20 protein-coding genes are annotated in these 24,683 nt (G+C 62.1%); 13 read left to right on the top strand and 7 right to left on the bottom strand.

The annotated features are described in order from the left end of the window. Window positions 1–38 precede the first annotated feature (38 nt). The 8 genes from LOY35_RS09920 (at window position 39) to LOY35_RS09885 (ending at window position 8,310) form a co-directional block, all read left to right on the top strand. Complete coding sequence (locus LOY35_RS09920) at window positions 39–1,064, top strand: ABC transporter ATP-binding protein (protein ID WP_258632142.1); 1,026 nt, start codon at window positions 39–41, stop codon at window positions 1,062–1,064. Beyond that, window positions 1,061–1,930 carry an ABC transporter permease gene (locus LOY35_RS09915; RefSeq protein WP_258632141.1) on the top strand — a complete coding sequence of 290 codons (870 nt, stop codon included), beginning with the start codon at window positions 1,061–1,063 and terminating at the stop codon, window positions 1,928–1,930. Before LOY35_RS09920 ends, LOY35_RS09915 begins: the two co-directional genes overlap by 4 nt. Window positions 1,931–1,936: 6 nt before the next feature. Further along, on the top strand, window positions 1,937–2,731 hold the full coding sequence (locus LOY35_RS09910; protein WP_258632140.1) for an ABC transporter permease: 795 nt from the start codon (window positions 1,937–1,939) through the stop codon (window positions 2,729–2,731). A gap of 7 nt (window positions 2,732–2,738) precedes the next feature. Further along, window positions 2,739–3,029 carry a (2Fe-2S)-binding protein gene (locus LOY35_RS09905; RefSeq protein ID WP_041020092.1) on the top strand — a complete coding sequence of 97 codons (291 nt, stop codon included), beginning with the start codon at window positions 2,739–2,741 and terminating at the stop codon, window positions 3,027–3,029. 343 nt (window positions 3,030–3,372) lie between these two features. Continuing rightward, window positions 3,373–4,728, top strand: a complete 1,356-nt coding sequence (locus LOY35_RS09900; protein WP_258632139.1) for an NAD(P)/FAD-dependent oxidoreductase — start codon at window positions 3,373–3,375, stop codon at window positions 4,726–4,728. Continuing rightward, window positions 4,725–5,840 (top strand): FAD-binding oxidoreductase, encoded by a 1,116-nt coding sequence (locus LOY35_RS09895; protein ID WP_258632138.1) that lies wholly within the window; start codon window positions 4,725–4,727, stop codon window positions 5,838–5,840. The genes LOY35_RS09900 and LOY35_RS09895 overlap by 4 nt, the downstream gene beginning before the upstream one ends. Window positions 5,841–5,857: 17 nt before the next feature. Next, window positions 5,858–6,904 carry an ABC transporter substrate-binding protein gene (locus tag LOY35_RS09890; RefSeq protein WP_258632137.1) on the top strand — a complete coding sequence of 349 codons (1,047 nt, stop codon included), beginning with the start codon at window positions 5,858–5,860 and terminating at the stop codon, window positions 6,902–6,904. Window positions 6,905–6,984: 80 nt separating this feature from the next. After that, complete coding sequence (locus LOY35_RS09885) at window positions 6,985–8,310, top strand: leucine-rich repeat-containing protein kinase family protein (RefSeq protein WP_258632136.1); 1,326 nt, start codon at window positions 6,985–6,987, stop codon at window positions 8,308–8,310. Between the two features lie 76 nt (window positions 8,311–8,386). Here the strand turns inward: LOY35_RS09885 and LOY35_RS09880 are convergent, their stop codons facing one another. Then, window positions 8,387–9,091, bottom strand: coding sequence for a YebC/PmpR family DNA-binding transcriptional regulator (locus LOY35_RS09880; RefSeq protein WP_258632135.1), 705 nt, complete (start codon window positions 9,089–9,091; stop codon window positions 8,387–8,389). Between the two features lie 218 nt (window positions 9,092–9,309). Here LOY35_RS09880 and LOY35_RS09875 point away from each other — a divergent pair, with 218 nt between their 5' ends. Beyond that, a complete protein-coding gene (locus LOY35_RS09875) occupies window positions 9,310–10,716 on the top strand; it encodes a type VI secretion system Vgr family protein (RefSeq protein ID WP_258632134.1) in 1,407 nt (468 codons plus the stop codon). 166 nt (window positions 10,717–10,882) lie between these two features. After that, complete coding sequence (locus tag LOY35_RS09870) at window positions 10,883–11,431, top strand: cytochrome b (protein ID WP_258632133.1); 549 nt, start codon at window positions 10,883–10,885, stop codon at window positions 11,429–11,431. 6 nt (window positions 11,432–11,437) lie between these two features. On the opposite strand, the gene LOY35_RS09865 is transcribed toward LOY35_RS09870, so the two are convergent. Both LOY35_RS09865 and LOY35_RS09860 read right to left on the bottom strand, forming a co-directional pair. Further along, a complete protein-coding gene (locus LOY35_RS09865; RefSeq protein ID WP_258632132.1) occupies window positions 11,438–12,346 on the bottom strand; it encodes a 1-aminocyclopropane-1-carboxylate deaminase/D-cysteine desulfhydrase in 909 nt (302 codons plus the stop codon). 200 nt (window positions 12,347–12,546) lie between these two features. Beyond that, window positions 12,547–14,586 carry an FAD-dependent oxidoreductase gene (locus tag LOY35_RS09860; RefSeq protein ID WP_258632131.1) on the bottom strand — a complete coding sequence of 680 codons (2,040 nt, stop codon included), beginning with the start codon at window positions 14,584–14,586 and terminating at the stop codon, window positions 12,547–12,549. 252 nt (window positions 14,587–14,838) lie between these two features. On the opposite strand from LOY35_RS09860, the gene LOY35_RS09855 reads away from it, so the two are divergent. The 3 genes from LOY35_RS09855 (at window position 14,839) to LOY35_RS09845 (ending at window position 18,421) form a co-directional block, all read left to right on the top strand. Further along, window positions 14,839–16,056 (top strand): DUF3422 domain-containing protein, encoded by a 1,218-nt coding sequence (locus LOY35_RS09855; protein WP_258632130.1) that lies wholly within the window; start codon window positions 14,839–14,841, stop codon window positions 16,054–16,056. A gap of 194 nt (window positions 16,057–16,250) precedes the next feature. Next, the gene (locus LOY35_RS09850; RefSeq protein WP_258632129.1) at window positions 16,251–17,381 is read left to right on the top strand and encodes a carbon-nitrogen hydrolase family protein; all 1,131 of its coding nucleotides are present in this window, start codon (window positions 16,251–16,253) and stop codon (window positions 17,379–17,381) included. Window positions 17,382–17,383: 2 nt separating this feature from the next. After that, the gene (locus tag LOY35_RS09845; RefSeq protein ID WP_258632128.1) at window positions 17,384–18,421 is read left to right on the top strand and encodes an AraC family transcriptional regulator; all 1,038 of its coding nucleotides are present in this window, start codon (window positions 17,384–17,386) and stop codon (window positions 18,419–18,421) included. Between the two features lie 273 nt (window positions 18,422–18,694). On the opposite strand, the gene LOY35_RS09840 is transcribed toward LOY35_RS09845, so the two are convergent. The 4 genes from LOY35_RS09840 to lon all read right to left on the bottom strand — a co-directional run bounded on the left by LOY35_RS09840 (window position 18,695) and on the right by lon (window position 24,675). Then, window positions 18,695–19,540: a DUF2242 domain-containing protein gene (locus tag LOY35_RS09840; protein ID WP_258632127.1), complete on the bottom strand. Its 846-nt coding sequence runs from the start codon at window positions 19,538–19,540 to the stop codon at window positions 18,695–18,697. Between the two features lie 223 nt (window positions 19,541–19,763). Then, a complete protein-coding gene (locus tag LOY35_RS09835) occupies window positions 19,764–21,635 on the bottom strand; it encodes a SurA N-terminal domain-containing protein (RefSeq protein ID WP_258632126.1) in 1,872 nt (623 codons plus the stop codon). A 222-nt stretch (window positions 21,636–21,857) separates the two neighbouring features. Continuing rightward, on the bottom strand, window positions 21,858–22,130 hold the full coding sequence (locus tag LOY35_RS09830; RefSeq protein WP_024778307.1) for an HU family DNA-binding protein: 273 nt from the start codon (window positions 22,128–22,130) through the stop codon (window positions 21,858–21,860). A gap of 148 nt (window positions 22,131–22,278) precedes the next feature. After that, the gene (gene lon, locus LOY35_RS09825) at window positions 22,279–24,675 is read right to left on the bottom strand and encodes an endopeptidase La (RefSeq protein ID WP_258632125.1); all 2,397 of its coding nucleotides are present in this window, start codon (window positions 24,673–24,675) and stop codon (window positions 22,279–22,281) included. Between the last annotated feature and the right edge of the window lie 8 nt (window positions 24,676–24,683).

Genomic DNA, 24,683 nt, shown 5'->3' with positions numbered 1-24,683 from the left:
TCACGGCGACGCATAACAATCTCAGGTGGAGCGCAATCATGGCTTTCGTGCAACTTGAAAACTTGAGTAAACGCTACGGCGACATCGACGCCGTGGTGGCCACCAACCTCGCCGTGGAAAAGGGCGAATTCGTCTCGCTGCTGGGCCCTTCCGGTTGCGGCAAGACCACCACCCTGCAAATGATCGCCGGCTTCGTCGACGTCAGCAGCGGACACATCCTGCTGGATGGCCGCGACATCACCCACGCCAAACCCGCCAGCCGCGGCCTGGGCGTCGTGTTCCAGAGTTATGCGTTGTTCCCCCACATGACCGTCCGGGACAACGTCGCCTTCGGCCTGCGCATGCGCAAGGTAGCGGGCAGCGAACTCCAGCAACGGGTGGACCGGGTGCTGAAGCTGGTGCGCCTGGACCGGCATGCCGAGCGCTATCCCCGAGAGCTCTCGGGCGGCCAGCGTCAGCGCGTGGCACTGGCCCGGGCGCTGGTGATCGAACCGCCGGTGCTGTTGCTCGACGAACCGCTGTCCAACCTCGACGCCAACCTACGCGAAGAGATGCAGTTCGAAATCCGCCGCATCCAGCGGGAAGTAGGCATCACCACGTTGATGGTCACCCACGACCAGTCCGAAGCGCTGTCCATCAGCGACCGCGTCGTGGTGATGCAGGCCGGACGCATCACCCAGATCGATACGCCCTACACCCTTTACGAACACCCGCGCACCACCTTCATTTCCGGCTTCGTTGGCAAGGCCAACCTGCTGCCTGGCGAACGTGACGGCGCGGGCGGCGTTCAAGCCTGTCAGTCGGGCCAGGGCGAACTGACCCTGAGCCTGCGCCCGGAAAAGATCGACCTGTGCGCCGCTGGCGCGGGCCGCCTGCAAGGCACGATCGCCAGCCGCTTCTTCCTCGGCAGCCAATGGTTATATGGCGTCTCGACCAGCCTGGGTGAGCTCTGCGTGGTGCGCCGAAATGACGGCAGCGCGCCGATGAGCGAAGGCACGGCGGTGGGCCTGGACTGGGATCCGGCGCTGCTGCGGGTGCTGAGTGTCGATGAGGTGCCGGCATGAAGCTGCTGGACGGAATGCGCCGGGGCCGACAAGGCTACCTGATGTCCGCACCGGCCCTGGCCCTGTACCTGGGTTTGCTGGTGATTCCCCTGGGGCTGACGCTGGTGCTGTCGTTCAACGTTTTCGACTACGGGTCGGGCATCGACAGCCGTGCGTACACCCTCGATCACTACATCAGCCTGCTGGGCGATTCGTACTTCTACGAGATCTTTTTGCGCACCTTCTGGATCAGTGCCCTGACCACGATTTTGTGCGTGCTGATCGGCGTGCCCGAAGCGTACGTGCTCAGCCGCATGGGTGCGCCATGGCGCTCGATTTTCCTGATCCTGATTCTCACCCCGTTGCTGATTTCGGTGGTGGTCCGGGCCTTCGGCTGGAGCCTGCTGCTGGGCGCCGACGGGTTGGTCAACCAGACGCTGCAAGCGTTCGGTGGCGCGCCGATGAAGTTGCTCTATACGCCATTCGCCGTGGTCATCGCCCTGGTCCACGTGATGCTGCCGTTCATGATCATTCCGGTCTGGACCTCGCTGCAGAAACTCGATCCGGCCGCCGAACAGGCCGCGTTGTCCCTGGGGGCCAGCCAGTTCACGGTGATCCGCAAGGTGGTGCTGCCGCAGATCATGCCCGGCGTGCTGTCCGGCACCCTGATTGTGTTCGGCCTGGCCGCCAGCTCCTTCGCCATTCCCGGGCTGCTCGGCGGACGCCGCTTGAAGATGGTCGCCACGCTGATCTACGACCAGTACCTGTCGGAACTCAACTGGCCCATGGGCGCGGCCATCGCCATTGCGCTGTTGCTGCTCAACCTGCTGATCATGCTGTCGTGGAACCGCATGATCGAAGGCCGCTACAAGAAGTCACTGGGGTAACTCATCATGTCCAGGAACGGTCCTTTCGCCCTGTTGTTTCACGCTTTGATCGTGGCGTTCATGCTGGCGCCGCTGGTGGTGGTCTGCCTTGTCGCCTTCACCCCGGAAAACACCCTGAGCCTGCCGACCACGGAGTTCTCCCTGCGCTGGTTCCGCGCCGTGTTCGAACGCGCGGATTTCGTCGATGCGTTCTACAACAGCCTGGCCCTGGCGTTCTGCGCGGCCTCGCTGGCGACGTTGATCGCGGTACCGGCGGCGCTGGCAATCACCCGCCTCGAATTTCCCGGCCGGGATTTTTTCAATGGCTTGTTCTTGTCGCCGATCATCATTCCACACCTGGTGCTGGGTGTGGCGCTGCTGCGGCTGTTTGCGCTGATGGGGGTCAATGGCAACTTCACCTGGCTGATCTTCGCCCACGTGCTGGTCATTACCCCTTATGTGTTGCGTCTGGTGCTGGCGTCGGCCATCGGCTTGGACCGCAGTGCCGAACAGGCCGCGCAATCCCTGGGCGCCGGGCGCTTCACGCTGTTCCGACAGATCACCCTGCCGATGATCCTGCCCGGGGTCGCCGGGGGCTGGTTGCTGGCGTTCATCAACAGTTTCGATGAAGTCACCCTGTCGATCTTTGTCACGTCACCGGCGACCCAAACCCTGCCGGTGCGCATGTATGTGTACGCCACCGAATCCATCGACCCGATGATGGCGGCGGTGTCGGCGCTGGTCATTGCGCTTACCGCAGTGACCATGATTCTGCTCGACCGGGTCTACGGCCTGGATCGGGTTCTGGTGGGCAAACAATGAGGGCACCATGGCGCTGCTGAAACGACTGGCCGAAGGCGACCGCCCGGCCTTGGACTTTACCCTCGACGGCCAGCCGGCCAGCGGTCTGTTGGGCGATACACTGCTGACCGCCGTACTGACCTGCGGCGAACACCTGCGCGGCAGCGATTTCAGCGCCGAACCCCGGGCGGGGTTCTGCCTGATGGGCGCGTGCCAGGACTGCTGGGTCCGCCTCGGCGACGGCCGCCGCGTCCGCGCCTGCGCCACCCTGCTCGAAGCCGGCCAGCAAATCACCCGCGAACCGGGACGACAGGTATGAATAGCTCACTTATTCCCTATGGGAGCAACCTGCCTGCTGCCATCGTCGCTGAATGGACCACCGCTATCGCGAGCGGGCTCGCTCCCACAGGGGAGTTGCGGTGGTCACAGAATCGGCGTTCCGCACCGATCCACTGTGGGAGCGGGCTTGCTCGCGAAAGCGATCTTCCCGCCGCCATCGTTGCTGAATGGACCACCGCTATCGCGAGCAGGCTCGCTCCCACAGGGGTTCTGCGGCGGTCACAAAATCGACGTTCCGCACCGATCCACTGTGGGAGCGAGCCTGCTCGCGATAGCGCCTTCGACAGCGCCACAAACCTCCCGATCTTGTCGATGAGGCCGTCATGAAACCCATCGCCATTATCGGTGCAGGTCCCGCCGGGATCCGTGCTGCCCAGACCCTGGTCGCCCATGGCGTCTACCCTGTCCTGCTGGATGAAGCCTTGCGCGGCGGTGGGCAGATCTATCGGCGACAACCGGCCAATTTCAAGCGCTCACCAGCCAAGCTCTATGGCTTCGAAGCGCACAAGGCCCAATCGATCCACCAGACCATCGATGAACTGCGCAACCAGCTCGACTATCGTCCCGACACCCTGGTATGGAACGCCGAAGCCGGTCTGCTCGACACCCTGCATCAAGGTCGCGCCGCCCGGCTGGAGTATTCGAAGTTGATCGTCGCCACAGGCGCCACCGACCGGATCCTGCCCGTGCCGGGCTGGACGTTGCCGGGGGTGTACAGCCTCGGCGCCGCGCAGATCGCCCTGAAGTTCCAGGGCTGCGCCATCGGTGAGCGTGTGGTGTTCGCCGGCAGCGGCCCGTTGCTTTATCTGGTGGCTTATCAATACGCCAAGGCAGGCGCGCATGTGGTTGCCGTACTCGACAGCTCCCCCCTGGGCGCCCAGGCCCGCGCCCTGCCGGGCCTGTTAACACAACCTGCCACGCTCGCCAAGGGTCTCTACTACCGGGGCTGGCTGACCGCCCATGGCATCGCCGTGCATCAGGGCGCGAGCCTGTCGCGTATCGACGGTGAGCGTCGGGTGCAGTCATTGAAATGGCACAACGCAAAAGGCGAACAGACTCTCGATTGCGATGCGGTCGCCTTCGCCCACGGCTTGCGCAGCGAAACCCAACTGGCCGATCTGTTGGGCTGCGAATTCACCTGGAACGCCCTCAACCGCGCCTGGCTGCCCCAACGGGACAGCGCCGGCCGCAGCAGCGTGGCCGGCGTCTACCTCGCGGGTGACGGCGCGGGAATCATGGGTGCCGACGCCGCCGAGAAAGCCGGCGAACGCGCCGCCCTGGCCCTGCTCGAGGACAGCGGCTACCGAGTCGATCCGCAGCGCTGCACCCAGCTGGAAACAGAACTCGAACGCATTGGTCGTTTCCGCCAAGGACTGGAACGTGCCTTTGCCTTTCCGCAAGACTGGGCCGCCGACGCGGCTGACGAACTGATGATTTGCCGTTGCGAAGAAGTCAGCGTCGGCGACATTCGCCAGGTGATCGGCGAAGGCCATTGGGAAATCAACCGGGTCAAGGCTCACTGCCGGATCGGCATGGGGCGTTGCCAGGGAAGAATGTGCGGCGCCGCGGCGGCGGAAATCATCGCCAGTGAAAGTGGACGGCCCATCTGCGGCATCGGCCGCTTGCGGGCCCAGGCACCGGTCAAGCCCGTACCGTTTGGCCTGGAGGTCGAGCCATGATCGAAGTCGATGTGGTGATCATCGGCGGCGGCATCGTCGGCTCGTCAGCGGCGCTGTTCCTGAGCAAAGCCGGGCGTCGGGTGGCCCTGCTGGAACGGGACTTCTGTGGCTCGCACTCAAGCGGCGTGAACTATGGTGGCGTGCGACGCCAGGGACGGCCCTTGTCGCAACTGCCCCTCTCGCAACGGGCTCACGAAATCTGGAACCAGCTGCCCCAATTGATCGGCATCGACGGGGAATACCAGCGCAGCGGCCATCTGAAACTGGCCCGCAGCGCCGAGGACATGCGTGCGTTGCAGGACTACGCCGCCAGCAGCCAGGGCTTTGGCCTCGACTTGCAACTGCTGGATCGCCAGGCACTGCACGCGCGTTTTCCCTGGGTGGGTGCGGTGGCTGTCGGCGCCTCGCTGTGCCCGGACGATGGTCACGCCAACCCACGACTGGTGTCCCCGGCCTTTGCCCAGGCCGCCCGCCGGCATGGCGCTCAGGTTCATGAACAATGCCCGGTCAGCCTGGTTGAACATGACGGCCAGCGCTTTACCGTGCGAACCGAAACGGGCCTGATGCTCCGTGCGCCCTGGCTGCTGAACTGCGCCGGCGCCTGGGCCAGCCATTTCGCCGCACAGTTCGGCGAAGCCGTGCCCATGTATGCCGGACACCCGGCGATGCTGGTCACCGAGCCCTTGCCGTGGGTGATGGACGCCAGTACCGGCGTGGAGGGCGGCGGGATTTACGCGCGCCAGGTTGCACGCGGCAACTGCGTGCTGGGCGGTGGCCAGGGTTTCGCCCTGGACGACGCTCGCGCCCGGCCCGGCCAGAATGCCGTGATCGAGATCCTGCGCCAGGCGGTCGAGCTCTACCCGTTCCTGGAGGGCGCCCAGGCGATTCGTACCTGGAGCGGCACCGAAGGTTACTTGCCCGACCGCCAGCCGGTGATCGGGCACAGCAGTACCCAACCCGGTCTGTTGCATGCGTTCGGCTTTGCCGGAGCGGGCTTCCAGATCGGCCCGGCGGTGGGCCAGGCGCTCACCGAAATCATCTGTTGCGGCGAATCGAAAACGTCGCTGGATGCGTTTTCCATCACCCGGTTTCACTCCATCTCCGTTTCTTGATAGAGGAAGGTCGCGCCATGAATAACGTCAAACGCACTGCACTGCTGGGCTTTTCCTGCCTGAGCGCATTGTTCGCCGTCGGTCAGGCACACGCCGAGCCAACGCTTTACCTGGGCATGAACGGCGGCACCATGGAGCGGCTCTACGCCGACAAGGTCTTGCCGGCCTTCGAGAAAGCCAACAACGTCAAAGTGGTGATCGTGCCCGGGACGTCGGCGGACATCCTGGCGAAAGTGCAGGCCAGCAAAGACAACCCACAGATGCACGTCATGTTCCTGGATGACGGCATCATGTACCGCGCCATTTCCATGGGGCTTTGCGACAAGCTCGAGGACAGCCCGACCCTGGCGCAAATCCCCGCCAAGGGTCGCATCAAGGATCAGGCCGTGGCCGTCAGCCTGGGTGTGACGGGGCTCGCCTACAACACGCGCCTGTTCAAGGAAAAAGGTTGGAGCGCGCCGACCTCATGGATGGACATGGCCGACCCGCGCTTCAAGGACAAACTGGTGTTCCAGTCGGTGGCCTCGTCCACCTTCGGCCTGCACGGTTTCCTGATGTTCAACCGGATCCAGGGTGGCAACGAGACCAACGTCGAGCCGGGCTTCAAGGCCTGGCCGAACACCGTGGGGCGCAACGTGCTGGAATACATCCCCAGCTCGGCGAAGATTTCCGAAATGCTGCAGACCGACGAAGCCGCGCTGTTCCCGCTGACGCCGACCCAGGTGACCGCGCTGAAACTCAAGGGCATGCCAGTGGAATATGCACAACCGAAGGAAGGCGCCGTGGTGCTCAACGTCGCCGAATGCGCCATCGCCCACAACACCCAGCCCGAGCTGGCGCAGAAACTCGCCGCCTTCCTGCTCACGCCTGAAGCCCAGGCCATTGCCCTGGAAGAAGGCGACCAGATTCCGTCCAACCCCAATACCCCCACCACCGAGAAGACCCGCGGCCAGGTGGAGGCCATGAAGCAATACCTGGAAACGGCGATTGCGGTGGACTGGGACCAGGTCAATGAACAGCGGCCGGCGTGGAACGCGCGTTGGAACCGCAGTATCGAGCGCTAGCCGAACTGGCTTTTGTGGCGAGGGGATTTGTAACAAACTAGGTGGCATCGAACTTCTCTTGATCAACGGTGCCCCCTCCCATGAACACCCTCGCCCAACTCCGCGCCGGCCAGCTGTCAGGCCTCACCCGGTTGGACCTGGCCTGCGGCCTGACGCAGTTTCCCCGGGAAATCTTCGACCTGGCGGACTCCCTCGAGATCCTCAATCTCAGCGGCAACCAGTTGGAGACCTTGCCCGATGACTTGCATCGGCTGACCCGGTTGCGGGTGCTGTTCTGCTCGGACAATCGATTCACTGAGCTGCCCGAATGCCTGGGCCGTTGTGCCGCGTTGACCATGGTCGGTTTCAAGGCCAACCGCATCGAACGTGTACCCGCCGCGGCCCTGCCGCCGCTGCTGCGCTGGCTGATCCTGACGGAAAACCGCATCAGCCAGTTGCCGGATGAACTGGGGCAGCGCCCACATCTGCAAAAACTGATGCTGGCCGGCAACCGTTTGCAGCAATTGCCCGCCAGCCTGGCCCAGTGTCACCAACTCGAGCTGCTGCGGATCGCCGCCAATCAGTTGGTCGATCTGCCGCAATGGTTGCTGGAACTGCCCCGCCTCAGCTGGCTCGCCTACGCCGGCAACCCGCTGGAAACCCAAGCCAACGAGGCCGCACTGCACAGCACGACCCCTATCGATTGGGCACGACTGAGCCTGCAACAACCATTGGGCGAAGGCGCCTCGGGGGTGATTCATCAAGCGCAGTGGCAACCGGCCGGCCAACCGGCGCGAAACGTCGCGGTGAAGATGTACAAAGGCGAGATGACCAGCGACGGCTCGCCCCTGCATGAAATGCACGCCTGCATCACGGCGGGCCGGCATCCGAACCTGATTGAAGTGCTGGGCCAGGTCGCCGGACATCCCGAAGAACAGGCCGGGCTGGTCATGGCGCTGATCGAGCCCAGCTATCGAAACCTGGCCGGGCTGCCGAGCCTGGCCTCCTGCACCCGCGACGTGTATGCCGAGACGTTGCGCTTGAGCACCACCGTGGCCTTGCGTATCGCCCGGGGCATCGCCTCGGTGGCGGCACACCTGCACCGCCAGGGCATCACCCACGGGGATTTGTACGGACACAACATCCTCTACAACGACCAGGGCGACTGCCTGCTGGGGGATTTTGGCGCGGCATCTTTCCACGCCACCGCAGACACCCCGCAAACCCGCGCACTGCAACGCATCGAAGTGCGGGCCTTCGGGATTCTGCTGGGTGAGTTGCTGGCGCGGATCGAGCTGGGGAGCGACGACGTGGCGCTTGCAACGCTACAGGCGTTGGAGGCGCGTTGCTGCCAGCCGGATGTGCTGGCGCGGCCGGGGTTTGAGGAGATTGAACGGGTATTGGCCGGCAGCTTGACCACCGGCTGATCGAACGCAGCTTGTCTTTGTGGTGAGGGGATTTATCCCTTCGCCACAAAGACAAGCTCGTTCTCAGGGAATCCCTTTAACCCGCCAACCCGACAAACATATCCTGCACGTCATCGTGGTTGTCGAGGCCTTCAAGGAACGCTTCGACCTCGGCCATCTGCGCGTCGGTCAGGCCGCTGACCGGATTTTTCGGCTGGTAGCCCAGCTTGGCGGACAACACCGTGAAGCCCTGGGCCGGCAGCGCTTTCTGCACGGCGTCGAGGTCGGCCGCATCGGTGATGAACAGCGTCGCACCCTCTTCGCCCGGTTCGAAATCCTGGGCACCGGCCTCGATGGCGGCCATTTCCGGATCGGCGTCAGGGCTGTCCGGAGCGGCCTCGATCATGCCGACATGGTTGAAGTCCCAGGCCACCGAACCCGAAGCGCCCAACTGGCCCTTGCGGAACGCGACGCGGATTTCGGCCACGGTACGGTTGATGTTGTCGGTCACGCATTCAACGATCAGCGGCACCTGGTGCGGCGCAAACCCTTCGTAGGTCACACGGTGGTACTGCACGGTCTCGCCGAGCTGGCCGGAACCTTTCTTGATCGCGCGCTCCAGGGTCTCGCGGGGCATCGAGGCCTTCTTCGCCTGCTCGACCACCAGCCGCAGGTGTGCGTTGGTCGCCACATCGGCACCGTTGCGCGCGGCAATGGTGATTTCCTTCACCAGCTTGCCGAAGATCTTGCCCTTGGCGTTGGCAGCCGCCTCTTTGTGTTTAACCTTCCACTGTGCGCCCATCACTCACTCTCTTGTCTGACGCGCCAAGACATCTGCCGGCCGGCGCTGTGGCGCAAGTTTATACGGCCTAAACCGGCTGATCGACCAAAAAATGCGTCCCGGCGAATCGACATTTTCACAACGTGCTGTAGGCCGTTTCCGAAATAGCGATTCGGGAGCACCGTTTCGCCCCGCGGTTTCGTACCCTCGCGGCTTCTTCTCTTCAAGTAAGCACCGCGATGCGCAACGACACGGAAAGCCCCTTCAGCCTGACACTCATGCAAAGCGACTTGCGCCTGCAAGTGCTGCGGTTCAGCGGTAGGGAGGCCCTCAACCAGCCGTACCGCTTCGACCTCGAACTGATCGGCCTCGCGCCGCCTATCAATCCCGACACGCTGCTGGGGCAACCGGCGTTCCTGCGCCTGGACGGTGAGTCCGGTGTACATGGCATCGTCCACAGCGTCAGCCTGAGCGCCGATGCGCCGCACCGTATCGGCTATCGCCTGACGCTGGTTCCGCATCTCCAGCGTCTGGAACATGGCCCGAGACGGCGGGTTTTCCATCAGCTCAGCGTCGTACAGGTCCTGCAACGCCTGCTGGACGACAACGCGCTGCCCGCCCACAGCTACCGTTTCGAACTGCCCCACGGCCAGTACCCATCCCGCCCGTTCTGTATCCAATACGAGGAAAGCGACCTGGAGCTGCTGCAACGGCTATGTGAGCAAGAAGGCATTCACTACCATTTCGAACACTCCCCTTCCGGCCATGTCCTGGTGTTCGCCGAAGATCCCAAGAGCTTCCCCGCACGGGCAGTCGAACTGACACTGCGGACGCAGGCCGATGAGCAACCGGCACTCGAGCGGCTGTACCAGCGCCACCACCCGACGATGTCTGCCCTGCCCGGCCGCTTCGCCGAGCGGGCAATGCCGTCCGCCGAAACCGGCGCCGCGAATCACGGGCTCAACGGTAGCGATCACGAGGCGATGCGGAGCAATCCAGCATTGGCTCACACTTATCAGATCGGGCGCCGGAACCTGGAACGCCTGCGCTGCCGGCAGCGGGAGATCCACGGTCACAGCACTCAACCGGCCCTGCGCAGCGGCCACATCGTGCAGATCGGCGAACACCCGGTATCGACGTTCAACGATCAATGGCTGGTTGTCGAGGTCCAGCATCGCGGGCGACAGTTTTCGATTCTGGAAGCGAATCAGCCGCCCGTGGCGTCGGCCAAGGACTATCGGAACAAGTTCTCGGCCATCCCCTGGTCCACCGTGTTCAGGCCTGCCCTCAAGCATCCCAGGCCCAGCATTCCCGGCTACCACGTGGCGCATGTGCTCGGCCCTGCCGGGCAGCCGGCGGAGCCTGACGAGCGAGGTCAGGTCCGGGTCAGCCTGTGGAGCCCGGATGAGGAAGGCATCTCTCTGCCCATGTCGCGATTGAACCTCCACGACAGGCCGCTCCTGATGGCCGGCAGTGAAGTGCTGGTGAGTTTTCTCGACGGCGATCCCGACCGGCCGGTGTTGTGCCCAGGCGGCATCGATAGCAGCGGCGGGCGCGTCATGGCGTCGCCAAAACCGGCGTCGGGCAACGCCGATGTGAGGCTGCTGTTCGACTGGCTGCTGAACCCTCCGGACACGACGCCCTGACCATCACCGAATAGCGTAATGGGTGGCACCGCTGGCCAGCGATCGCAAACCGGAGTCGTAAGACAAAACCTGATCTGACTCATGCAAAGCCAGCGAAACGGGCTTACAGTAACACCACAACGCCGCTTGAGACGGCGCTTTACCCTGATGTCTGGAGATACCCCGCATGCCCTGGAAAAATTCCGAGAACCGCTACAGTACCGTCACGGTCACCTTGCACTGGTTGATGCTGGTGCTGCTGGCTGTGGTTTATGCCTGCATTGAATTGCGCGGGATCTTCCCCAAGGGCAGCGGCGGTCGAACCCTGATCAAGGAAGCGCATTTCATGCTCGGCCTGACCGTGTTCCTGCTGGTCTGGCTGCGCCTGTTCGCCCGCAGCATGGGCAAGGCACCGGCCATCTTTCCGGCTTCACCCGTCTGGCAGACGTTCCTTGCGCGCCTGATGCACTGGGCGCTGTACCTGTTCATGATCGCCATGCCGCTGCTGGGCTGGCTGATCACCAGCGCCGAAGGGCACCAGGTGATGTTCTACGGTTTCGATCTGCCGCTGCTGGTCGATCAGGACAAGGCATTCGCCAAACAGCTGGAAGGCTGGCATGTACTGGGCGGCACCATCGGCTACTGGTTGATCGGCCTGCATGCCCTGGCGGGGCTGTATCACCACTACATCGTGCGCGACAACACGTTGCTGCGGATGATGCCAAAGCGCGGCTGACCGCGTTCACTCAAACCCCCGGCGGCCTTGCAAGCCGCCGGTGTGGACGAAGATCAAGCGCGTGCCCTGGGCAAACCGGCCTGCTTCTACTTGCGACTTGAGCATCATCAACGCCTTGCCGGTGTAGAGCGGCTCCAGTTCGATTGCGACGGTGGCATCGATGAAGGCCTTCAGTGGCGCGTCGACCCGGGCAAAGCCGCCGCGGCTGCCGTCGAGCAACTCATAACGTGGATCGGCAATACCAGCCTCGCGCACGATGCTATCGACCTGTTGCGCCACGCCGTGGTCCTCGGGCACCGCGAGCACTCCATGGACCGGATGCGTGCCCGCTTCGGCCAACACCAGCCCCGCCAGCGACGTTCCGGTGCCGCAAGCCAGCCACCAGCCGTGATAATCCGTCCAGCCCAATGCCGTCAGTTGTTCACGGGCGCTGGTCAGCCAGGCCTTGCAGCCCTGCGCACCCGGCAAGCCGAAGCCGCCCTCCGGCACCGGATGCAGATGGGGATAACGCGCCTGCCAGGGCGCCCAGAAATCCTCGGCATGCCGCTCCCGATAGCCGCCGTATCCCAACCAGTGCAGATCCATGCCGAATGCTTGCAGATCGAGCACCGTCGGCGTTTCCCGGGGATGGCCACGCAGCAGCCCCACCGTTGGGAAGCCAAAGCGCTTGCCGGCGGCGGCCAGTGCATGCAGATGGTTGGAATAGGCCCCGCCCAGGCTCATGATCCCCTCGGCGCCGGCCTCGTGGGCGGCGCGCACATGGTGAACCAGCTTGAACCACTTGTTGCCACTGATCAGTGGATCGATCCGATCCAGGCGCAACGCCGCCACTTCAACACCGGCGCGGGTAAGCCAATCCAGATGAAGGGGTTCGAGTTTGGGGTTGGGGTGCCAATCAAGGGCAGAAAGAAGCATGGCAAGCAGGCCCGGCGCAAAGAGGCCTGCATCTTAACAGGCGCTCACGGATGACCGCAGACCCGGACCTCACCACCATTCCCTTGTGGGAGCGAGCCTGCTCGCGATGACGGCGGCCCATCCAACCGCTCTAGTGACTGGACCGACGCTATCGCGAGCAGGCTCGCTCCCACAGGGGATCTGCGGCAACCCCTGGTGCCTTACAACTGCGCCGCCAACCGCGAACCCTGGTTGATGGCCCGCTTGGCATCCAGTTCCGCCGCTACGTCGGCGCCGCCGATGAGGTGGACAGTCTGCCCCGCCGCTTCCAGGCCTTCCTGCAGTTCACGCAGCGGATCCTGGCCGGCGCAGATCACGATATTGTCCACGGCCAGCACCTGCGGCTCGCCGCCATCTCCGATACGGATGTGCAGCCCTTCGTCGTCGATCTTCAGGTACTCGACACCGTTGAACATCTGCACCTGCTTGTTCTTCAGCCCCGTGCGATGAATCCAGCCGGTGGTCTTGCCCAAACCGTCACCGACCTTGGAGGACTTGCGCTGCAACAGGAACACCTGCCGCGCCGGCGCATGGGGCTCGGCCTTGATCCCGGCCACACCGCCGCGTGCCTCGAGTCGGGTGTCGATCCCCCACTCCTTCCAGAACGCCTCGCGGTCCTGGCTGGTGGCGATGCCCTGGTGCACCAGGAACTCCGACACGTCAAAACCGATACCCCCGGCCCCGATCACCGCCACGCTGCGGCCCACCGGTTTGCGCTGCAGAATCACATCCAGGTAGCTCAGCACCTTGGCATGTTCCACACCGGGAATCGCAGGTACGCGTGGCGCGATCCCCGTGGCGAGGATGATCTCGTCGTAACCGCCCGCCACCAGCTGTTCCACATCCACACGAGTGTCCAGGCACAGCTCGACATGGGTGGTCTGCAATTTGCGCTTGAAGTAGCGCAGGGTCTCGAAGAATTCTTCCTTGCCCGGTACGCGCTTGGCGACGTTGAACTGGCCGCCGATCTCGCTGGCCGAATCGAACAGCGTCACCTGATGCCCACGCTCGGCTGCCACCGTGGCCGCGGACAACCCGGCGGGTCCGGCGCCGACCACGGCAATTTTCTTCACCTGGGTGACTGGCAGGTAGTTGAGTTCGGTTTCATGGCAGGCCCGCGGGTTCACCAGGCAACTGGTGAGCTTGCCGCCGAAAGTGTGGTCGAGGCAGGCCTGGTTGCAGCCGATGCAGGTATTGATTTCATCGGCCCGGCCAGCGGCAGCCTTGTTGATGAACTCCGGATCCGCCAGGAACGGCCGTGCCATGGAGACCATGTCGGCGTCACCTTCGGCGAGGATCTGCTCGGCCACCTCCGGCGTGTTGATGCGGTTGGTGGTGATCAACGGAATACTCACCGAACCGCGCAGCTTGGCCGTGACTTTGCTGAACGCCGCTCGGGGAACCTTGGTGGCGATGGTGGGAATACGCGCCTCATGCCAGCCGATACCGGTGTTGATAATCGTCGCGCCGGCCTGTTCGACGGCCTTGGCCAACTGGACAATTTCCTCCCAACTGCTGCCGCCCTCCACCAGGTCGAGCATCGACAGGCGAAAGATGATGATGAAGTTCGGCCCTACCGCCTCGCGCACCCGACGCACGATTTCCACCGGCAGGCGCATGCGGTTTTCATAGCTGCCGCCCCAGCGGTCGGTACGGTGGTTGGTGTGGGCCGCCAGGAACTGGTTAATGAAATACCCTTCCGAGCCCATGATCTCGACGCCGTCGTATTCAGCCTGTTGGGCCAGCCTCGAGCAGGTGACGAAATCACTGATCTGTTTCTCGATCCCTTCTTCGTCGAGTTCCTTGGGCTTGAACGGATTGATCGGCGCCTGGATCGCGCTTGGCGCCACCTGCTTGGGGCTATAGGCGTAGCGTCCGGCGTGAAGGATCTGCATGCAGATCTTGCCACCGGCCTCGTGGACAGCCCGGGTGACGATCCGGTGCTTGAGCGCTTCTTCCTCGGTGGTCAACTTGGCGGCGCCGGAGTACACGCCGCCCTCATCGTTCGGCCCGATCCCGCCGGTCACCATCAGGCCCACGCCACCACGGGCACGCTCGGCGAAATACGCCGCCATGCGTTCGAAACCACCGGGCTTTTCCTCAAGCCCCGTGTGCATCGATCCCATCAGGGCGCGGTTGCGCAACGTGGTAAAACCCAGGTCCAACGGGGCCAGCAGATGCGGGTAATGAGGGGCGGTCATTGGGTAACTCCACAACGGGCGATCACGGAAAATGCGGAAGCTCTGCGGCGTCCATCAGTCATGCCCCACAGCCTAAAAGCCGGGACCACCGCGCTCAATGACCGAAACTGACAACTTATTGATCCAAATGTGCAGCGATCCAGTACCAATGGACGAGCGAACCCAAGTGACTCCCAGTGCAATGGGCCAGTCCTATGCTCAGTGGCCCAAGCGCCTGAACAGAAAACAATTCAAACCACACAGGCCACTCGCATGCACCCCCAGCGAAAAACCCTGCACAACGAACTACACGCCCGGCCGTCGCTGTACTTCGACGAACCCGCCCATGTTTTCCATCTGGCGTTGCTGGGCGATAACGCCCAATGCACAGCGCTGCTTGAGCGGCTATGCCCCGATAGCGTGGTGGATCAAGCCGCCCAGGGCATCACCCGGATCGACGGACACCCGCTCAAGTGGGAGCGTCACGCCGAGTTTTTCACCCTGACCCTGGTGGTGCCCGCCGCCAGCCACGAATTGCAGTGGACCACGCTGCCCGAATGCCTGGCGCAAGGTATCGAAGGTCACGCTCGACAGATCATCAATTCGGTCCAGGTGGTGGTGCGTTCGGAGGACGGCCTCGACCTGTCCGGCTACGGCTTCAAGGATCCCTGCGGCTCAAGCGTCGGGGGTGGCGATGCGGTGGTCTGGAGCGATTTTCGTCTCACCGAGGACGGCACCAACCGCTTCCTGTTTATCAATCGGCGGCTTAACGCCTATCGCCAGGGACGCATGATCAGGCGCCTGCTCGAAATCGAAACCTATCGCATGATGGCGTCCTTGTCCCTCAGTGTCGCCAAGGCACTGGACCCGCAGTTGAACGAGTTCGACCGCAGCCTGGTGACACTCTCCGAACGCAACGCCAATGCCAGCGGCGTGCACGCCAAAGCCTTGCTGGAGGACATCGCGCAACTGTCTCGCCGGATCGTCGGCAGCTCGGTGAAAAACCGCCACCGTTTCAGCGCGACCCGAGCCTACGCCCAACTGGTATTCGAGCGCCTGGGTGAATTGCGTGAAAGCCATCTGGGCGACTGCCAGAGGCTGGGCGTGTTTATCGAACGACGTTTCAAGCCGACCGTGCGCTATTGCGCGGCGACCGAGCAACGCCTGGAACAACTGGCCATGAGCGTTGCCAACCTGGGCGACCTGCTCCAGGCGCGGGTACAAGTGGAAATGGAAGACCAGAACGCGGAGATTCTGCGCAGTCTCAATGCACGAGCCGATGCACAGGTCAAGATTCAGCGTGCGGTGGAAGGGTTGTCGATCATTGCCATCACGTACTACCTGATCAACCTGTTCAAATTGGTCTATAGCGGGCTGCATACACTGGGTGCGGACCTATCGGCGCGCGAAGCATTGCTGGGCATGGCACCACCGGTGCTGTTGATCATGTTGCTGATCATGCTGCGGATCAGAAAGGCCAAGAATCACTGAGTGTGAAAGCCTGACCATTGCCCATTGTGGGAGCGAGCCTGCTCGCGATAGCGGTGTGTCAGCCGCCATTGAGCTTGCTGATCCGGCGCTATCGCGAGCAGGCTCGCTCCCACACAGGGACTTCTCTTTTGCTAATTGCAGGTTTTACCGTACCCTGCCCCGTAAGAACCGCACACGGCCGCTAGCTGCTCTCCATGCGTAAACTTCTGTACCTGCTGTTTTCACTGGCCCTGATCGCCGCCCTGATGAGCTATGCACTGTGGACAACGGATCGTCCGACGGGGCACTACCTCTCGGATCTGCGCATCGACCTGGCGGTCGACCAGGGTGTCCCTGCTGATCGAGGCAACTTGCTGGGCATCCAGCCTGAACTGTTCCCCACCGACTACCAGAACCCCGGGCACCTGCGCCGCAAACTGGCGGCCTACCTGCAGACCGCTCGCGACCTGGGCTTGCTCAGCGACAAGACCATCGTGGTCCTGCCCGAGCACATCGGCACCTGGCTGATGATCAGCGGAGAAAAGGACGAGCTGTATCAGGCCGGCACCTTGAAGGAAGCCATGAACTGGCTGGCAATCAGCAACCCGCTGGCGTTCATCCGGGGGTTGATCAATGCCCAAGGCGATAACCGCCTGGACGATGCCTACCTGCGCATGAAAGCCGACGCCATGGCCCGTGATTACCAGGCCATGTTCGGCGGGCTGGCCCGGGAATTCGGCGTGACCCTGGTGGCCGGCTCCATCGTATTGCCCGAGCCCAGCGTCAGCGAAGGTGAACTGAAAATCGGCCGAGGCGCGCTGTACAACAGCAGCCTGGTGTTTGGCAGCGACGGTCGACCGCTCGGCCAGCCCCAGCGTCAGCAGCATCCGGTGTTCGAGCAACGGGATGTGCTGGAGGCCGACCGCCAGGACGCCCTCCGCGTCGTCGATACCCCCGCCGGACGCCTGGGCGTGCTGATCGGCAGCGACAGTTGGTATCCGCGCTATTATCGGCAACTCAACGAACAGGGTGTACAACTGATCGCGGTGCCCGCCTTCGTCAGTGGGCGTGACACCTGGAACAAACCCTGGAACGGCTATAAAGGCCTGTCCACGCCGAGCGAGGTGAGCCTCAAGCCCGGTGAAATGAGCGAAGGCCAGGCCTGGCATCGCCTGACGCTGACCAGTCAGTTGCCCATCAGCCAGGCCAAGGGCGGTATCAGCGTATTCTTGCGCGGCCAGTTCTGGGACAACGGCAGCGCCGGCCAGAGTTTCATCAGCCACGACGGCCAGCATTTCCCCGATGGCGAAGCCCGTGGCGCCCGCCTGCTGAACTTGTGGCTGTGAACATGAGACCGCAGCCGATGCGCCTGGGCGACCTGTCCGTGGGCTTCGTCCATAGCCTGGCCGATGCGGTCGCCAGCCATGGCCAGGATCCCCAACCCCTGCTCGAACAGTACGGCCTCGACACCGCGCGCCTGGCCGAACCCCGGGCCCGATTATCGATTCCACGCTATATGCGCCTCGGCCACGCCGCGATCCAGCAGACCCAGGATGCAGCCCTGGGCCTGCGCATGGGCCAGCTCAGCCGCTTGAGTCAGGCCGGCCTCGCTGGCGTCACGGCGGCCCAGGCCCCAACGGTACGTGAAGCGGCACGCTGCCTGATTCGCTTCGAGCCGTTGTATGGCGCCAACTATCGTGGCCAATCGAGTTTCCACGAGGACGCCCGGGGCGCCTGGCTGCGGTTCTATTCCATCAGCCCCTATAACGCCTATAACCGCTTCGTCGTGGACTCGATCGTTGCCGGCTGGCTCCAGCAGTTATCCAGCGTGAGTGGCACCCCGTTACGGGCCGAGCGCATCGAGATCGAATTCGAGGCACCCACTTACCTGGACGCCTACCGCATGCTCGGCGATTGCCCGATCCTGTTCGGTGCCGAGCAGAATCAGCTGCGCCTGGGCCTGGAGGACCTTGCCCGACGCAACCCGCAGCACTGCCCCAGCACCTGGCGGCACTTGGTGCAACTGTGTGAGGAGGAACTGGAACAGCTCACCCGCACCCGCAGCCTGCGCGAACGCATCATTCAACTGCTGGGGCCGTTGCTCAATGGTGGCCGCGAACCCGACCTGGAAGAAGTGGCGGCGCGCCTGAAGCTGCCAACCTGGACGCTGCGCCGGAAACTGGCGGAAGAAGGCACGCAATTTCGTGCAATCCTCAATGACACGCGTCGCGACCTGGCCATGACCTACATCCGAGATACCGAACTGGCGTTCGGCGAAATCGCCTACTTGCTGGGCTTCGCCTCGGCCGAGGCATTCCAGCGCGCTTTCAAACGCTGGAATGGCCAGACGCCGGGAGCGTTTCGTCGCAGCCTGAGGGTGAATTGAAATTCAAGCTTGCCGCTTGCGGCTGCTCTTATAACTCCGTCGCATCCTCGGCGGGCTCCAGCGGATCCAGCTCGTAAGCCTGATATTCCAGCAGCTCTTCCTGATAATCATCCATTTTGAATCCTTCCCATATCGTTGAACCGATGCCTGATGGCCTTGGTGTCAGAATAAAGCTGCTTTATGAACAAAACATGAAGCAAAGGCTTCATGTTTCAAACGTAGCACAGCGATGGGAAATCAACCTATACAGGTGTGACAAGGAATGACTGCCGCTCAGGAGGAAGGAAGCGGCTGGATCGCCTCGGTCGGCGGCGGCAAATCACTGGGAGGGGGTGGCGTGACCACTTCCAGCGTCGATTCCGGGCCTACGTACGGCGCGGGCTCGCTGGGTGCAATCGGCGCAGGCTCCGGCGGCGGTGCGACAGGCTCAGACACTGCAGGTGCGACCTCGGCTGGGGCTGGGGCCGGGGCAGCTTGCTCTACCGGCGCAGCAGGCTCTGGAGCCGGTGTCAGCGCAGCCGTTTCGGCCTTGGGCTCTGGAACCCCCAGCTCGGTATCCGGCTTTTCGGCAATCGGTGCGCCTTTCTTCGCTTCCGCAGGAAGGAACATCTCCACCAGGGCAAAGAAGCGCTCGTAGAACCTGGTCGCCGAGACAGTTTCGCTGGCCACCTTGACCATCGAATCATCCGACGAACCGATCGGCATCGAAACCGACCCCAACACACCCACGCCCAGGCTGGCGGAGTTGTTGATTTTCTTCAGCGCATAACGGTCCTGCAACGCGTTGGCAAACATGGTCGCATGATGTCCGCTGCCGCCGTCCTCGGCACAGACCAGGTTGAAGCTGATCTCCATGTGGGTATCACCGGTCTGCTGGAAGCTCTTGTGACCACTCACCAGCTTAGGGTCACTGCTGGTAATGATGTAGCCCTGGCTGAGCAAGGCCCGGCGCCCGGCTTCGCAGGTCACGGTGTCGCTTACCGGATAGGTACGGGAGAACGTACCGGAGTCATCGAAGTTCTCATGCTCGTAAATAGCGGCATTCTTCGACGAGCAACCGGCTGCGGCGACCAGCATCAGTGCCAGTCCGACGGTGCGCATGTGAAATGATCTGAACATTGAACATCCTGAGGAAAACGGTCCGGGGGCGTATTGTGCAACAGAACGCCCACCGCCGGCGTGGGTATTCGTGTTTCAAAGGGGTACAAGTCTACTGGGGGATGTTTGCGGGAAAAAGACGTAAATCCAGTGGGCCGATGAACATCCTGTCATTTGGCAATAGGCGCACCACAAAAAGACCCCGGCTTTCGGCCGGGGTCTTTATTAGCAAAGCATCAAAGCATCAGAAACGCTTGATGTCCGCCTCGCTTTCCAACTGCTTGCGATAAGCCGCAAAGTCCTGCTGGCCAACACGGGACGCGAGATAACGGCGATATTCGGCCTTCTCCGCGTCAGTGGGTGCTGCTGCTTCATTCACGCCGCGCAGTTGCACCAGCATCAGGCTACCGTCAGGCAAGGTCACGCTGGCAAATGTCGGCTTGTCCTTGGACTCAGGTTTTGGCATGCGGAACAAAGCCTGCAGCACTGCAGGATCAATACCTTCCTGGCTGCGAGTCGCCGCCTCGACGACCTTCCAGTTCTGACCGTCGACAGGCTTGGCCAGCGGTGTTTTCCCTTCGCGCAGGCTCGCGATCAGCTCATCGGCCCGGGTCTTGGCGGCCTCGCTGGCGTGTTCCTTGGCCAGCTGGGTACGGATGGCTGCTTCCACGCTTTCCAGCGGCAGTTGCTCGGGCTTGCGATGCTCCTTGGCACGCAGCACCACGACGGTTTCCGGATCCAGCTCGATGACGCTGCTGTTGGCACCGTCATCCAACACTTCAGGACTGAACGCGGCAGCGATGACAGCGCGATTGGCCGCGATCCCTTCCCCGCCCTCGCGACCGAACGGCGCCGACGTGTGAACGGTCAGTTTCAGGTCCTGGGCCGGTTGCGCGAGATCGGAAGCTTCGAACGAAGCATCTTCCAGTTGTTTGGTCGCCTCGACGAAACGCTGCTCCACCTGCTGGGTCTTCAGCTCGCGGGTCAACTTATCCTTGAGGCTGGCAAAGGTTGGCACTTCAGGCGCTTCGACACCCAGCAGCTTGATCAGATGCAAACCGAAATCGGTGCGCACCGGTGCCGAAACCTGATCCTTGTTCAACGCATACAGCGCCTTCTCGAACGCCGGATCATAGACACCTGGACCGGCATAGCCGAGGTCGCCGCCGTTGTTCGCCGAGCCCGGATCCTGGGAGAACTCCTTCGCCAGGGCTTCGAACGACTCGCCCTTGGCCAGACGAGCCTGGATTTCCTCGATCTTCGCCTTGGCCTGGGCTTCGCTGACCTTGTCGTTCACTTCGATCAGGATGTGAGCCGCCCGACGCTGTTCGGACAGGTTGGCGATTTCTTTCTGATACGCCGCTTGCAGGTCTTCATCCTTGACGCTGACCTGATCGAAGAAAGCGGCTTTCTTCAGTTCCAGGTAATCGATCACCACCTGATCGGGGCTCATGAATTCCTTGGCGTGCTTGTCGTAGTAAGCCTTGACCTCGTCATCGGTCAGCTTCACCGCCGACGGATCAGCCTTGAGGGTCAAGGTGGCGAAATCACGGGTCTGCTTTTCCAGACGGGCGAACGCCAACACCTGGGCATCGGTCACGAAACCGCTGCCGGCCAGACCGGCACGCAGTTGGCCAATCAGCATTTCCTGGGCCAGCATCTGGCGGAATTGCAGACGGCTGTAACCCAGTTGGCGAATCACCTGGTCAAAACGCTCGGGGCTGAACTTGCCATCGACCTGGAATTCAGGCGTCTGCAAGATCACCTGGTCCAACGCGGCTTCGGAAAAAGCGAACTTCGCATCGTGCGCGCCTTGCAGCAGCAACTTGCGATCGATCAAGCCTTTGAGCGCCGAATCGCGGAGCATCTTTTCGTCCAGCAGGGAGGCGTCGAAATCCTTGCCCAGCTGTTGCATGAGCTGGCGACGTTGCATGTCGACCGCCTGACTCAGCTCATTCTGGCTGATGTTCTCGCCGTTGACATTGGCCGCGTCATTGCTGTGGGTGGTGGCTTTGAAAATGGCATCGAAACCGGTCAACGCCATCAATGCGACGATGACCCCGATGATGGTCTTGGCAATCCAGCCTTGTGAATTGTCCCTGATATTCTGCAGCATGCGTCCCCCAGAAACGGTTGAACTTCAAATTAAGCAACCGTGGAGCGTGGGTAGAATCCGGATAGAAGAAAGGCGCATCCGAGGATGCGCCTTCTCGTAACTGGCGGAGCGGACCGGGCTCGAACCCGCGAGCCCTGGTACGACAGACCGGTCGGAACCGATCCCACTACCGCTCCGCTGCCAAGCCAGGCATGACCCCGACCCGGATAAACTCAATGAAACTTAGTTAACGGCGTCTTTCAGTGCTTTACCAGCCTTGAAGCCTGGCTTCTTGGCGGCAGCGATCTGCAGTGCCTGGCCGGTCTGCGGGTTGCGGCCGGTACGGGCTGGACGATCGGTAACGGAGAAGGTACCGAAACCAACCAGAACAACGGAGTCGCCAGCCTTGAGAGCGCCAGTGACGGATTCGATTACAGCGTCCAGCGCGCGGCCAGCAGCAGCTTTCGGGATATCAGCGGATGCAGCGATAGCATCAATCAGTTCCGACTTGTTCACTCTAAGTCCCCTTATATCTATTTGAGATGATTCTAAGTTTTTTTGGTGAAAGCAAAAACGAGTGCTGAATGGCCTACAGACACTTAAGAGCCGCTTTATAACAAGGGCTCTAAAAAACTGTCAAGGAAGCCCCCCAGGCAAATGCGTATTAATGCGTGCTAATTCTTTCCTTAGAGTCAGACTCTCGCTTCTCATCTTTCGCGACAATCTCCGGAGCCACATCCGGCAAGGGCTCCGGCGCGTATTGCAGCGCAATTTGCAGGACCTCGTCAATCCATTTAACGGGTTTGATCTGAAGATCCTGCTTGATATTGTCAGGAATTTCTTTCAGATCGCGCACATTTTCCTCTGGAATGATCACGATCTTGATCCCGCCGCGGTGTGCCGCCAGCAGTTTTTCCTTCAGCCCGCCGATCGCCAGTACCTGTCCGCGCAGGGTGATTTCACCGGTCATGGCTACGTCGGCGCGCACCGGAATGCCGGTCAAAGCCGATACAAGGGCCGTGCACATGCCTACGCCGGCGCTGGGGCCGTCCTTGGGCGTAGCCCCCTCGGGCATATGGATATGCGTGTCGCGCTTCTCATGGAAGTCCAGGGGAATGCCCAGGCTGCGGGCACGGCTGCGAACGACCGTCTGCGCCGCCGTGATCGACTCGACCATCACATCACCCAGGGAACCGGTCTTGATCAATTGCCCTTTGCCCGGTACCACGGCAGCTTCGATGGTCAGCAGCTCGCCACCGACCTGGGTCCACGCCAGGCCGGTCACCTGACCGATCTGATCCTGCTGCTCGGCCAGGCCGTAGCGGAATTTGCGCACGCCCAGGAAGTGCTCCAGCAGATCCGAAGTGACCTTGACCGCAAAGCGTTTTTCCAGCGCGTGTTCCTTGACCGCCTTGCGGCAGACCTTGGCAATTTGCCGCTCCAGGCCCCGCACACCGGCTTCGCGGGTGTAGTAACGGATAATGTCGCGAATCGCTTCCTCGTCGAATTCCAGCTCGCCTTTCTTCAGGCCGTTGGCCTGGATCTGCTTCGGCGAAAGGTATTTGACGGCGATGTTGATCTTCTCGTCCTCGGTGTAGCCCGGCAGACGAATCACTTCCATGCGGTCCAGCAACGCCGGCGGGATGTTCATGGAGTTGGAGGTGCACAGGAACATCACGTCCGACAAGTCGTAGTCGACTTCCAGATAATGATCGTTGAAGTTGTGGTTCTGCTCCGGATCGAGCACTTCGAGCAACGCGGAAGCGGGATCGCCACGCATATCGCTGCCCATCTTGTCGATTTCGTCCAGAAGGAACAGCGGATTGCGCACGCCGACCTTTGTCATCTTTTGAATCAATCTTCCTGGCATCGAACCGATGTAGGTGCGGCGATGACCACGGATTTCCGCTTCGTCGCGCACGCCACCGAGGGCCATTCGCACGAACTTGCGATTGGTGGCGTGGGCGATCGACTCTGCCAGGGAAGTCTTACCGACCCCGGGAGGACCGACCAGGCACAGCACCGGACCACGGATTTTCTTCACGCGCTTTTGCACGGCGAGGTATTCGAGGATGCGTTCCTTGACCTCCTCCAGGCCGTAGTGATCGGCGTCGAGGATGTCCTCGGCACGGGCCAGATCCAGACGCACCTTGCTCTGGGCTTTCCACGGCACCTGCACCAGCCAGTCGATGTAGGAGCGCACCACGGTGGCTTCGGCGGACATCGGCGACATCTGCTTGAGCTTGTTCAGCTCGGCTTGGGCCTTGGCCAGGGCATCCTTGGGCAAGCCGGCGGCATCGATGCGCTTTTTCAGCTCCTCGATTTCGTTATGGCCTTCGTCACCGTCGCCCAGCTCTTTCTGAATGGCCTTCATCTGCTCATTCAGGTAGTACTCGCGCTGGCTACGCTCCATTTGTTTCTTGACGCGACCACGAATTCGTTTTTCGACCTGCAGCAGATCGATCTCGCCATCGAGCAATGCCAGCACGTGTTCGACACGGGCGGACAAATCGATGATCTCGAGGATTTCCTGCTTCTGTTCGATCTTGAGCGCCATGTGGGCGGCCATCGTATCGACCAGCCGGCCGGGCTCATCGATGCTGTTCAGCGACGACAGCACCTCAGCCGGCACTTTTTTGCCCAACTGTACGTACTGCTCGAACTGGGACAACAGGCTGCGGACGAACACCTCCGACTCTCGCTCAGGCACGTCGGCTTCATCGATCAGTGACACTTCGGCGCGGCAGTGGCCGTTCATTTCACTGAAACGCTCAACCGCCCCGCGCTGCTCGCCTTCAACCAGGACCTTGACGGTGCCGTCGGGCAGCTTGAGCAGTTGCAGGACCGTGGCAATGGTACCTACGCGATAAAGCGCATCTTCACCAGGATCATCGTCAGCAGGATTTTTCTGGGCCACCAGCAGAATCTGCTTGTCACCCGTCATCGCGGCCTCGAGGGCTTCGATGGACTTCTCGCGCCCCACGAACAGCGGGATAACCATGTGCGGATATACCACGACATCGCGCAACGGCAAGAGAGGCAATTCGATGGTTGTCTTCATGATTTCGC

This window comes from Pseudomonas sp. B21-028 (genome assembly GCF_024749045.1).
Lineage (GTDB): Bacteria > Pseudomonadota > Gammaproteobacteria > Pseudomonadales > Pseudomonadaceae > Aquipseudomonas.
Note: the sequence above shows the minus strand (reverse complement) of the source record. Positions and strands in the feature narration are given on the sequence as shown.

What these genes read in the sequence shown, in the direction of transcription:
- LOY35_RS09920 (WP_258632142.1), top strand. Translation starts at nt 39, where the DNA reads ATGGCTTTCGTGCAACTTGAAAACTTGAGTAAACGCTACGGCGACATC.
- LOY35_RS09915 (WP_258632141.1), top strand. Translation starts at nt 1,061, where the DNA reads ATGAAGCTGCTGGACGGAATGCGCCGGGGCCGACAAGGCTACCTGATG.
- LOY35_RS09910 (WP_258632140.1), top strand. Translation starts at nt 1,937, where the DNA reads ATGTCCAGGAACGGTCCTTTCGCCCTGTTGTTTCACGCTTTGATCGTG.
- LOY35_RS09905 (WP_041020092.1), top strand. Translation starts at nt 2,739, where the DNA reads ATGGCGCTGCTGAAACGACTGGCCGAAGGCGACCGCCCGGCCTTGGAC.
- LOY35_RS09900 (WP_258632139.1), top strand. Translation starts at nt 3,373, where the DNA reads ATGAAACCCATCGCCATTATCGGTGCAGGTCCCGCCGGGATCCGTGCT.
- LOY35_RS09895 (WP_258632138.1), top strand. Translation starts at nt 4,725, where the DNA reads ATGATCGAAGTCGATGTGGTGATCATCGGCGGCGGCATCGTCGGCTCG.
- LOY35_RS09890 (WP_258632137.1), top strand. Translation starts at nt 5,858, where the DNA reads ATGAATAACGTCAAACGCACTGCACTGCTGGGCTTTTCCTGCCTGAGC.
- LOY35_RS09885 (WP_258632136.1), top strand. Translation starts at nt 6,985, where the DNA reads ATGAACACCCTCGCCCAACTCCGCGCCGGCCAGCTGTCAGGCCTCACC.
- LOY35_RS09880 (WP_258632135.1), bottom strand. Translation starts at nt 9,091, where the DNA reads ATGGGCGCACAGTGGAAGGTTAAACACAAAGAGGCGGCTGCCAACGCC.
- LOY35_RS09875 (WP_258632134.1), top strand. Translation starts at nt 9,310, where the DNA reads ATGCGCAACGACACGGAAAGCCCCTTCAGCCTGACACTCATGCAAAGC.
- LOY35_RS09870 (WP_258632133.1), top strand. Translation starts at nt 10,883, where the DNA reads ATGCCCTGGAAAAATTCCGAGAACCGCTACAGTACCGTCACGGTCACC.
- LOY35_RS09865 (WP_258632132.1), bottom strand. Translation starts at nt 12,346, where the DNA reads ATGCTTCTTTCTGCCCTTGATTGGCACCCCAACCCCAAACTCGAACCC.
- LOY35_RS09860 (WP_258632131.1), bottom strand. Translation starts at nt 14,586, where the DNA reads ATGACCGCCCCTCATTACCCGCATCTGCTGGCCCCGTTGGACCTGGGT.
- LOY35_RS09855 (WP_258632130.1), top strand. Translation starts at nt 14,839, where the DNA reads ATGCACCCCCAGCGAAAAACCCTGCACAACGAACTACACGCCCGGCCG.
- LOY35_RS09850 (WP_258632129.1), top strand. Translation starts at nt 16,251, where the DNA reads ATGCGTAAACTTCTGTACCTGCTGTTTTCACTGGCCCTGATCGCCGCC.
- LOY35_RS09845 (WP_258632128.1), top strand. Translation starts at nt 17,384, where the DNA reads ATGAGACCGCAGCCGATGCGCCTGGGCGACCTGTCCGTGGGCTTCGTC.
- LOY35_RS09840 (WP_258632127.1), bottom strand. Translation starts at nt 19,540, where the DNA reads ATGTTCAGATCATTTCACATGCGCACCGTCGGACTGGCACTGATGCTG.
- LOY35_RS09835 (WP_258632126.1), bottom strand. Translation starts at nt 21,635, where the DNA reads ATGCTGCAGAATATCAGGGACAATTCACAAGGCTGGATTGCCAAGACC.
- lon (WP_258632125.1), bottom strand. Translation starts at nt 24,675, where the DNA reads ATGAAGACAACCATCGAATTGCCTCTCTTGCCGTTGCGCGATGTCGTG.